An 8,871-nucleotide genomic window follows, 5' to 3' on the forward strand; every position below is an offset into this window, starting at 1 on the left:
TTTACATACGTTCTGGAGCGGACACGCCCAGCACTGCGAGACCATTGTGCAACACCTGGCGGGTCGCGCTGATCAAGGCCAGACGGGCCTGCTTCACGGCTTCGTCGTCGACCAGAATGCGCTCCGCATCGTAGTAGCTGTGGTAGCTCGCGGCCAGGTCGCGCAGATAGAAAGTGACGTCGTGCGGGGCATTGCCCTCGGCAGCCGCCGTGAGCATGGCCGGGTACTTGGCCAGTTGCAGCATCAGGGCCTGGGCCTGCGGGCCGTCCAGCGCCGACAGGTCCACGTCCTTGAGAAGGGCCGCATCACCGCCCCAGGCCTTGAGCACCGAGCAGATGCGCGCATGCGCGTACTGCACGTAGTACACCGGGTTGTCGTTGTTCTGGGCCACGGCCAGATCCACGTCGAAGGTGTATTCGGTATCCGGCTTGCGGCTCAGCAGGAAGAAGCGCACCGCGTCCTTGCTGGTCCATTCGATCAGATCGCGCAGCGTCACATACGAGCCCGCGCGCTTGCTGATCTTGACTTCCTCGCCGCCACGCACCACGCGCACCATGGTGTGCAGCACGTAGTCGGGGTAGCCCTGGGGAATGCCCACATCGGCCGCCTGCAGGCCGGCGCGCACGCGGGCGATCGTGCCGTGGTGGTCCGTGCCCTGGATGTTGATGACCTTGGTGAAGCCGCGCTCCCACTTGGCGATGTGATAGGCCACATCGGGCACGAAGTAGGTATAGCCGCCGTCGCGCTTGCGCATCACGCGGTCCTTGTCGTCACCGTAGTCGGTGGACTTGAGCCACAGTGCGCCATCGAGTTCGTAGGTGTGACCGTTGGCGATCAGGCGCTCCACGGTGCGGTCCACGCGGCCCGAAGTGTAGAGGCTGGACTCGAGGTAGTACTCGTCGAAGTGCAGGTTGAACGCCTGCAAGTCCTTGTCCTGCTCATTGCGCAGGTAGGCCACGGCGAACTGGCGGATATTGTCCAGGTCTTCGACATCGCCGTTGGCCGTGAATTCACGGTCGTCGGCCTTGACGGTTTTCTTGGCCAGGAAGTCGTTGGCGATGTCCTGGATGTAGTCGCCGTTGTAGAAGGCCTTGCTGGCCGGATTCTCGGGATCGACGGGCCAGCAGTCATCGCCGGGCTTGAAACCCTTGGCGCGCAGCTGGGTGCTGTTGGTGAGCGTCTGGATCTGCACACCGGCGTCGTTGTAATAGAACTCGCGGTGCACGTCCCAACCCTGGGTGGAGAACAGATTGCACAGCGCATCGCCCAAGGCCGCCTGGCGGCCGTGGCCCACATGCAGCGGACCCGTGGGGTTGGCCGAGACAAACTCGACCAGCAGCTTTTGCGTGCGGCGCGGCTGATCGCCGAAAGCCGTGCCGGCCGCCAGCACTTCGCGCACGATTTCCTGCTTGGCCGCGGGCTTGAGGCGCACGTTCAAGAAGCCGGGACCGGCAATTTCCAGGGCCTCGACCCAGCGGGCAAAAGCCGGCGTGGTCATCAGCGCATCGCTGAGCGTTTGCGCCAGCTGCCTGGGATTCTGTTTGGCCGCCTTGGCCAGCTGCATGGCCGCTGTACAGGCGTAATCGCCATGGGCAGCCACTTTGGGGGATTCGAAAGCGGCGCGCGCACCGGCGCCGGGCGACAATTTTTCCAGCTCAGCGGCCAGGGCCGCGAGCAATTCCTGTTTGACGGAGAGCATCGCGGGATTTTACGTGCCCGCCCCGGTTTGTGCCGCCGCAATGACTTCGAGCGTGTGGTGCAAGTGCCTCAGCCGCGCTGAATGTGGACTGGGGCGCAGAGAGCCACACGAAGTGGGCGAACGTGGGGGCTACATCCCCCGCGCCCAGAACACCGCAATGACCGCAATCACCGGCACCACATGCGCCTGGACCATGATCCAGCGGCGCGTGCCGCGCACGGCCTCGGCGTCCGGCAAGGCCTGGCCTGCATCCAGCGCGCGCAGCCAGCGGCGAAACGTGATCGACGGCTTGATCGACAGCAGCGCCGTCAGCAGGAACAACGTCATCTTCAGGTGAAACAGCGGCTGCGAGACATACCAGGACACGCCCTTGGTGCCCCAGTACAGCCGGGCCAGCCCGGTGATCAGCAGCGCCAGCGCGGCCAAGCCGTAAATCAGGTCCAGGCGCGCCAGACGGCGCACGATGGCGGCGCTCATCCACTCCGCGCGGCACAGCGCCGCCTGACTGGACAAAAACACCACCAGGGTCAGGACGGCGAGCAGGTGCACGGCGGCCAAAGAGGCTTCCAAGGTCATGACAAAACTCCGTTCTTCCAAAATTCAGCTTGTTGATAGTGGTGCTTGAGGTAGTCGATCCACAAGCGCACGCGCAAAGGCATGTGCTTGCGTTGGGGAAAGACCACATAAATCCCGTTGGGCGGCGCCGCGAATTCCTCCAGCACGGGCACCAGCCGGCCGGCGGCGATTTCCGACTCCACTTCCCAGGTGCTGCGCCAGGCAATACCCCAGCCGCCCAGGCACCAGTCGTGCAGCACCTGGCCGTCCGAGCAGTCCAATGGGCCGCCGGACTTGAAATGCACGACGTCGTGCGTGCTCTGGTCGGGCTGCGGAATGCGAAATGCCCAGCCCCGGGTCTGGGAAGCGTCGCTCGACAGCGTCAGGCAGTCGTGCTGCGCCAGCTCACTGGGATGTTGGGGCGTGCCGCGGCGTGCGAGATAGGCCGACGTGGCCACGCACAGGCGGCGGTTGTCGGCGATGCGCACGCTCACCAGCGAGGAGTCGGGCAGGTCGCCGACACGCACGGCGCAGTCAAAGCCTTCGCCGGCCAGGTCCACCACCCGGTCGCTGAGGTTCAGGGAAATCGTGACTTCCGGGTGCAGATCGCGAAAGCGCGGCACCAGGGGCGCGACATGGCGCCGGCCAAAGCCCGCGGGCGCCGTGATGCGCAAATGGCCCGTGGCCTTGACGCCGCCCGCCGAGACACTGGCTTCGGCATTGGCCACATCCGACAGCAGGCGCTGGCAATCTTCGAGAAAGGCGCTGCCTTCGTGCGTCAGCGAAATGCGCCGCGTGGTGCGCACCATGAGCTTGACGCCCAGGTGTTCCTCCAGTGCGTCCAGCCGCCGCCCCATGATGGCTGGCGCCACGCCTTCGGCCTTGGCCGCGGCCGTGAGGCTGCCCTTGGTGGCTACCGACACAAATGACTCGAACGCCTTGAGTTTGTCCATGCTCCGATTATGGAGACAAAGCCCCGAGCCGCCGCTGCCCCGCGCCGCCCCCGAGACACTTTTGCTTAAAAGTCACGAGTTCTGCACTTTTGAAGCTGTTTATAGGTGCAAACAATTCAAATACAGTGTCTACATTGCCTGCCATCCTGGCAGTGCTGCCCTTTTCTTCATTCCGAGGTTTATTCCATGTCCGACCGCACCACCGTCCACGGCCTGCAAGTGGCCAACGAACTGCACAGCTTCATCAACGACCAGGTGCTGCCAGGCACGGGCGTGGCGCCCGCGGCGTTCTGGAAAGGCTTTGACGCCCTGGTCCACGACCTCGCACCGCGCAACGCCGCGCTGCTGGCCGAACGCGATCGCCTGCAGACCGAACTCGACACCTGGCACAAGGCCCACCCCGGCCCGATCATGGACATGGCCGGCTACCGCAGCTTCCTGAGCCGCATTGGCTACCTGGTCGAGCCACCGCAGAACGTGAAGGCCACGACCACCCATGTCGATGCCGAACTCGCCACCCAGGCCGGCGCCCAGTTGGTGGTGCCCATCCTCAACGCGCGCTACGCACTCAACGCGGCCAATGCCCGCTGGGGCTCGCTGTACGACGCGCTCTACGGCACGGACGTGATCAGCGAAGCCGACGGCGCCGAAAAAGGCCGGGGCTACAACCCCGTGCGCGGCGCCAAGGTCATCGCCTTCGCCCGCGATGTGCTCGACCAGGCCGCCCCGCTGGCCACCGGCTCGCACAAATATGCCGTGCTCTACGCCGTCGTCGACGGCAAGCTCACGGTCACGCTGGCCGATGGCCAGATCACCGGCCTCAAGGACGCGGACAAATTCGCCGGCTACCAGGGCAGCGCCGCCGCGCCCTCCTCCGTGCTGCTGAAGAACAATGGCTCGCACCTCGACATCCGCATCGACCGCAGCACGCCCATTGGCCAGTCGGATACCGCCGGCATCAGCGACCTGGTGCTGGAATCCGCGCTGTCCACCATCCTGGACCTGGAAGACTCGATTGCCGCCGTCGATGCGCAGGACAAGGTGCTGGGCTACAGCAACTGGCTGGGCATCCTCAAGGGCACGCTGACCGAATCCTTCGACAAGGGCGGCAAGACCGTGACCCGCGGTCTGAACCCCGACCGCGAATACACCGGCGCCAACGGCCAGCCGCTGAAGCTGCACGGCCGCTCGCTGATGTTCGTGCGCAATGTCGGCCACCTGATGACCAACCCGGCCATCCTCTGGGGCGCGGATGCCAAGGAAATCCCCGAAGGCATTCTGGACGCCATGGTCACCACCGCCATCGCCATCCACGACATCCAGGGCCTGGGCAGCATTCGCAACAGCCGCGAAGGCTCGGTCTACATCGTCAAACCCAAGATGCACGGCCCCACCGAAGCCGCCTTCGCCAACGAATTGTTCGGCCGCGTCGAGCAGGTGCTGGGCCTGCCCGCCAACACCGTCAAGCTGGGCATCATGGACGAGGAGCGCCGCACCAGCGTCAACCTCAAGGCCTGCATCGCCGCCGCCGCCGCGCGCGTGGCCTTCATCAACACCGGCTTTCTGGACCGCACGGGCGACGAAATGCACACCGCCATGCACGCCGGCCCCATGGTCCGCAAGGCCGACATGAAAACCAGCGCCTGGCTGCCCGCCTATGAGCGCAGCAACGTGCTCGTCGGCCTGGGCCTGGGCCTGCGCGGCCGCGCCCAGATCGGCAAAGGCATGTGGGCCATGCCCGACCTGATGGCGGAAATGCTCAAGCAGAAGATCGCCCACCCCAAGGCTGGCGCCAACACCGCCTGGGTGCCCTCGCCCACGGCGGCCACGCTGCACGCACTGCACTACCACCAGGTCAACGTGGCCGAAGTGCAAAAAGAGCTGGAAAAGATCGATGCCGACGCCGAACGCGACAACCTGCTCGCCGGCCTGCTGCAGGTCCCCGTGGTGAAAGAAGCCCGATGGTCCGATGCTGAAAAGCAGGAAGAGCTGGACAACAACGTCCAAGGCATTCTGGGCTATGTGGTGCGCTGGGTGGACCAGGGCGTGGGCTGCTCCAAGGTGCTCGACATCCATAACGTCGGCCTGATGGAAGACCGCGCCACGCTGCGCATTTCCAGCCAGCACATCGCCAACTGGCTGCTGCACGGCGTGGTGAGCGAAGCCCAGGTGCGCGCCACGTTCGAGCGCATGGCGGCGGTGGTCGACCAGCAGAACGCCGGCGATCCGCTGTACCGTCCCATGGCCGGCCATTTCGACAGCTCCTATGCCTACCGCGCCGCCTGCGACCTGGTGTTCAAGGGCCTGGAACAACCTTCGGGCTATACCGAGCCCCTGCTGCACGCCTGGCGCCAGAAGGTCAAGGCTGCGGGGTGAGAAGAAACACCCCCTGAGCCGCTTACGCGGCTTCCCCCTCTCATCCTTCGGTGGAGGGGGACGGCAGCGTCGCTGCGCGGCGGCGCTTGCTCGCTGCCCCATTGCTGGGACATGCCTGTTTCAAAGGCTGCGGGTGAAGCAAAGACTACACTGCAGTTTTCCCCGCCGCTGCCATGCTCCCAGACACTCTTCTTTGCCCCCTGTGCGGCCGCAGCAACCAATGCGCGGTCAGCGCCGGCACGCCGGCCGAAGACTGCTGGTGCATGACCGCCACCATCTCCCCCAGCGCCCTGGCCCAGCTGCCGGACAGCGCGCGCGGCCAGTCCTGCCTGTGCCCGGCCTGCGCCGCCGGCGCGACACCGGCGCCTCCTGCCGACCCACACTGAGCCCCTGCGCGCCGATATGATGCTTCCTTTTCCCCAGGAATTGCCATGCCCACCTACCATGTCGAAATGCTCGAAGGCCGCACCATCGAGCAGAAAAAGAAGCTCGTCGCCGAAATCACCCGCGTCAGCGTCGAAGTCCTCGGCGGCTCGCCCGAATCGGTAGACATCCTCATCACCGATGTGAAGCGCGAAAACTGGTCCACGGGCGGCAAGCTCTGGTCGGAACGCAGCTGATCCCTCGTTTTTAATTCTGCCCGGCGGCATATGCATTCACCCCAATCCAGCGCCGCCCTGAAAGAACGCTACGGCGAGCGCTACCGCTGGCTTTTGCTGCTGTCCGTGCTGGCCGGAACGATCGCCTCGATCATTCCCTCCACCAGCATGAACCTGGCCATTCCGGCCTTGAGCGCACATTTCAGACTGGGGCAGGACAGCGCGCAATGGGTGGCCTCGGGCTTCATGGTGGCCAGCACCATGGCCATGCTCACCACACCCTGGCTGCTGTCGCGCTACGGCTACCGCAGCACCTATGCCGCCGCCATCCTGCTGCTGATGGCCGGCGGCATTGTCGGAGGGCTGGCCCAGCACTACCCGGTGCTGCTCGCCGCGCGCGTGGCCGAAGGCCTTGCCGCCGGCATCATCCAGCCGATTCCGGCCGTGATCATCCTCTACGCCTTCCCCCCCAACCAGCAAGGCCGCGCGGGCGGGCTGTTCGGCATGGGCGTGGTGCTCGCTCCCGCGATAGCGCCTACGCTGGGCGGCCTGCTCGTCGACTGGATGGGCTGGCGCTCGACTTTCTTCATGGTACTGCCGCCCGCGGCGCTGTCGCTGTGGCTGGCCTGGCGCTTTGTGCCCACGTCGGCACCGGGCGGCGCCGAGCGCGATACAGACGGCGCCGGCCTGGACTGGGTAGGCCTCACGCTGGCCACGGTCGGCACCCTGTGCCTGCTCAACGGCCTGGCCACCTTGCAAGGCGGCACGGCCCTGGACGCCAGCGTCCTGCTCGCCAGCGCTGTGCTGTGCCTCTGGGCCTTCATCGCCTGGCAGCGAAGGCTGCTGCAGCGCGGCAGCAAAGCCCTGATGGACCTGCGCCTGTTCCGCTCCCGGCCCTTTGTCATGGGCTGCATCGTGTCCTTCATCTACGGCACGGCCATGTTCGGCTCCACCTACCTGCTGCCGCTGTTCATCCAGCAGGGCCTGGGACTGTCCGCGACCCAGGCCGGTACGCTGATGCTGCCCGCCGGCCTGGTGCTGGCCATCACCATCCCTCTGGTCGGGCGCATGGCCGATACCCAGCCAACGCACTGGCTGGTCGGCCTGGGCCTGGGCCTGCTGGCCCTGTCGTTCACCTTCATGCACTGGGTGGACACGACCACCGCCCTGTGGCTGCTGGCCTCGTTCATCGTGATCGGCCGCATCGGCCTGGGCTTCATCCTGCCGTCCCTCAATCTCGGCACCCTCAGGCCGCTGGATCGCGCGCTGATTGCCCAGGGCGCGAGCACCGCCAGCTTCCTGCGCATGCTCGGTGGTGCCACCGGCGTGGGACTGGCCGGCATCGTGCTGGAATGGCGCCTGGCGGTGCACAGCGCCAATGCCGCGCTATCGCTGCCAGCCGCCCGCATGCAGGCCTTCCACGACACTTTCTGGCTGCTCACGCTGCTGTGTCTGCTGGCCTTGTGCGCGGCCTCGCAGCTGCGCGCCGCTCCCCCGCCTGCGGCCTCTTGACCCGCGCGCGGCATTCGCCGCGCGGCTTGCACATTTGTCTGCACAGAGAGCGCCACTGGAGGTAGGCTATAGCATTGCCTTGTGCTTTCTTTTGAGTTCTTCTCGTCTTTACCATGTGCCAGCTTCTTGGAATGAATTGCAACACCCCGACCGACGTGCGCTTTAGCTTCAGCGGCTTCGCACAACGCGCGGGCAACACCGGGGACCACACCGATGGTTGGGGCATCGCGTTCTTCGAAGAAAAGGGCCTGCGCCTCTTTGTCGACCACCAACGGGCCGTCACCTCGCCCGTGGCCCAGCTGATCCGCGAATACCCGATCAAAAGCTGCAATGTCATCGCCCACATCCGCAAAGCCACCCAGGGCGTGACCAGCCTGCAGAACTGCCACCCCTTCGTGCGCGAGCTGTGGGGGCGCAACTGGGTGTTTGCGCACAATGGCGACCTCAAGCAGTTCGCCCCCAAGCTGCACGCCCACTTCCAGCCCGTGGGCGACACCGACAGCGAGCGCGCGTTCTGCTGGATCATGCAGGAGCTGTCGAAATCCCACGCCGGCCTGCCCAGCATCCAGGAGCTGACCCACACGCTGCGCGAACTGGCCGCGCGCATCGCGCCGCACGGCACGTTCAACTTCCTGCTGTCCAATGGCGAAGCGCTGTGGGCCCATGCGACCACCGCGCTGTGCTACACCGAGCGCCGCTATCCCTTCACCCAGGCCCACCTGGCCGACGAAGACCTGAGCGTGGACTTCGCCTCCGAGACCACGCCCAACGACAAGGTGGCGATCATCGTCACCGCACCGCTGACCAAGAACGAGGAATGGACCCACTTTCGCTCGGGCGAGCTCAAAGTGTTTGTCGACGGCGTCTGCCTGTCACCCCCATCCCCGGTCCAGTCCTGAAACGAAAAAAGAGCGCGTAGCGCTCTTTTTTTATCTGGCTGTTTCGGCGCGGCCTCTGCAACTGGCGTGCCCCAGCAACAGGGCAGCGAGGAAGGGCCGCCCCGTACCGAGGCTGCCGTCCCCCTCCACCGCAGGTTGAGAGGGGGAAGACGCGAAGCGGCTCAGGGGGTGTTTACGTCTCGCCAATAAGAAAACCGGGTCAAGCAGAAAGAAACAGATGAAAATTGGTGAGCTGGCCGCGCGTGCAGGCTGTCAAGTGCAGACCATACGCTTCTACG

8 protein-coding genes are annotated in these 8,871 nt (G+C 65.4%); 5 read left to right on the top strand and 3 right to left on the bottom strand.

Going from position 1 to position 8,871, the window contains the following annotated elements:
- Nucleotide 1 precedes the first annotated feature (1 nt).
- The 3 genes from argS to N0K08_RS08125 form a co-directional block, all read right to left on the bottom strand.
- On the bottom strand, nucleotides 2-1,699 hold the full coding sequence (gene argS / locus N0K08_RS08115; RefSeq protein ID WP_261499622.1) for an arginine--tRNA ligase: 1,698 nt from the start codon (nucleotides 1,697-1,699) through the stop codon (nucleotides 2-4).
- Nucleotides 1,700-1,828: 129 nt separating this feature from the next.
- Entirely contained in the window at nucleotides 1,829-2,275 is a 447-nt protein-coding gene (locus N0K08_RS08120) for a DUF2214 family protein (RefSeq protein WP_261499623.1), read from the bottom strand.
- Nucleotides 2,272-3,207, bottom strand: a complete 936-nt coding sequence (locus N0K08_RS08125; RefSeq protein ID WP_261499624.1) for a LysR family transcriptional regulator — start codon at nucleotides 3,205-3,207, stop codon at nucleotides 2,272-2,274. Before N0K08_RS08125 ends, N0K08_RS08120 begins: the two co-directional genes overlap by 4 nt.
- 186 nt (nucleotides 3,208-3,393) lie before the next feature.
- On the opposite strand from N0K08_RS08125, the gene N0K08_RS08130 reads away from it, so the two are divergent.
- The 5 genes from N0K08_RS08130 to N0K08_RS08150 all read left to right on the top strand — a co-directional run bounded on the left by N0K08_RS08130 (nucleotide 3,394) and on the right by N0K08_RS08150 (nucleotide 8,593).
- Nucleotides 3,394-5,583 (top strand): malate synthase G, encoded by a 2,190-nt coding sequence (locus N0K08_RS08130; RefSeq protein ID WP_261499626.1) that lies wholly within the window; start codon nucleotides 3,394-3,396, stop codon nucleotides 5,581-5,583.
- A 173-nt stretch (nucleotides 5,584-5,756) separates the two neighbouring features.
- The gene (locus N0K08_RS08135) at nucleotides 5,757-5,969 is read left to right on the top strand and encodes a cysteine-rich CWC family protein (protein ID WP_261499628.1); all 213 of its coding nucleotides are present in this window, start codon (nucleotides 5,757-5,759) and stop codon (nucleotides 5,967-5,969) included.
- Between the two features lie 45 nt (nucleotides 5,970-6,014).
- Nucleotides 6,015-6,203, top strand: a complete 189-nt coding sequence (locus N0K08_RS08140; RefSeq protein WP_261499629.1) for a 4-oxalocrotonate tautomerase — start codon at nucleotides 6,015-6,017, stop codon at nucleotides 6,201-6,203.
- Between the two features lie 30 nt (nucleotides 6,204-6,233).
- A complete protein-coding gene (locus tag N0K08_RS08145) occupies nucleotides 6,234-7,694 on the top strand; it encodes a DHA2 family efflux MFS transporter permease subunit (protein WP_261499631.1) in 1,461 nt (486 codons plus the stop codon).
- A gap of 113 nt (nucleotides 7,695-7,807) precedes the next feature.
- Nucleotides 7,808-8,593, top strand: coding sequence for a class II glutamine amidotransferase (locus tag N0K08_RS08150; RefSeq protein ID WP_261499633.1), 786 nt, complete (start codon nucleotides 7,808-7,810; stop codon nucleotides 8,591-8,593).
- The last annotated feature ends 278 nt before the right edge of the window (nucleotides 8,594-8,871 follow it).

Source organism: Acidovorax bellezanensis (assembly GCF_025421555.1).
Classification (GTDB): Bacteria; Pseudomonadota; Gammaproteobacteria; order Burkholderiales; family Burkholderiaceae_C; genus Comamonas; species Comamonas bellezanensis.

Coding starts and splice junctions, on each gene's coding strand:
- argS (WP_261499622.1), bottom strand. CDS start 1,699: ATGCTCTCCGTCAAACAGGAATTGCTCGCGGCCCTGGCCGCTGAGCTG.
- N0K08_RS08120 (WP_261499623.1), bottom strand. CDS start 2,275: ATGACCTTGGAAGCCTCTTTGGCCGCCGTGCACCTGCTCGCCGTCCTG.
- N0K08_RS08125 (WP_261499624.1), bottom strand. CDS start 3,207: ATGGACAAACTCAAGGCGTTCGAGTCATTTGTGTCGGTAGCCACCAAG.
- N0K08_RS08130 (WP_261499626.1), top strand. CDS start 3,394: ATGTCCGACCGCACCACCGTCCACGGCCTGCAAGTGGCCAACGAACTG.
- N0K08_RS08135 (WP_261499628.1), top strand. CDS start 5,757: ATGCTCCCAGACACTCTTCTTTGCCCCCTGTGCGGCCGCAGCAACCAA.
- N0K08_RS08140 (WP_261499629.1), top strand. CDS start 6,015: ATGCCCACCTACCATGTCGAAATGCTCGAAGGCCGCACCATCGAGCAG.
- N0K08_RS08145 (WP_261499631.1), top strand. CDS start 6,234: ATGCATTCACCCCAATCCAGCGCCGCCCTGAAAGAACGCTACGGCGAG.
- N0K08_RS08150 (WP_261499633.1), top strand. CDS start 7,808: ATGTGCCAGCTTCTTGGAATGAATTGCAACACCCCGACCGACGTGCGC.